Here is a 484-nt window from a genome sequence, read left to right as displayed (position 1 = left end):
AAAAAAATAAAAAAAGCTTGACAAGTGAAAACTCAGATGATAATATATAAAAGTTCACTTAAGAAAATCTTGAAAAGAAAAATAAAAAAAAGCTTGACAAGACAGAGTAAAAGTGATAATATATAAAAGTCGTCACAAGAGAGATCTTGAGACAATAAAGAACCTAAACAAATAAATAACGTCAATAACTTTTGAGTATGATAATTTCAAAAATAATAAAAAGCTAGATCAAACTTTATTTTGAGAGTTTGATCCTGGCTCAGGACGAACGCTGGCGGCGTGCTTAACACATGCAAGTTGAACGAGAATTTTTTAATAGATTTCTTCGGAATGAAATTAAAAAAGGAAAGTAGCGAACGGGTGAGTAACACGTGAGAAACCTGCCTTTCACAAAGGGATAGCCTCGGGAAACCGGGATTAATACCTTATGACACGGAGATATCGCATGATAATTTCGTTAAAGAATTTCGGTGAAAGATGGTCT

1 rRNA gene is annotated in these 484 nt (G+C 32.9%); it reads left to right on the top strand.

Annotated features, from left to right (window positions below):
* Positions 1-236: 236 nt before the first annotated feature.
* Positions 237-484: ribosomal RNA gene (locus tag ABGF48_RS08470) — 16S ribosomal RNA — on the top strand; the annotation flags it as partial.

It is taken from the genome of Helcococcus bovis, assembly GCF_046035835.1.
In the GTDB taxonomy this organism is placed as follows: Bacteria; Bacillota; Clostridia; order Tissierellales; family Peptoniphilaceae; genus Helcococcus; species Helcococcus bovis.
This window is presented reverse-complemented; position numbering and strand designations above follow the sequence as displayed.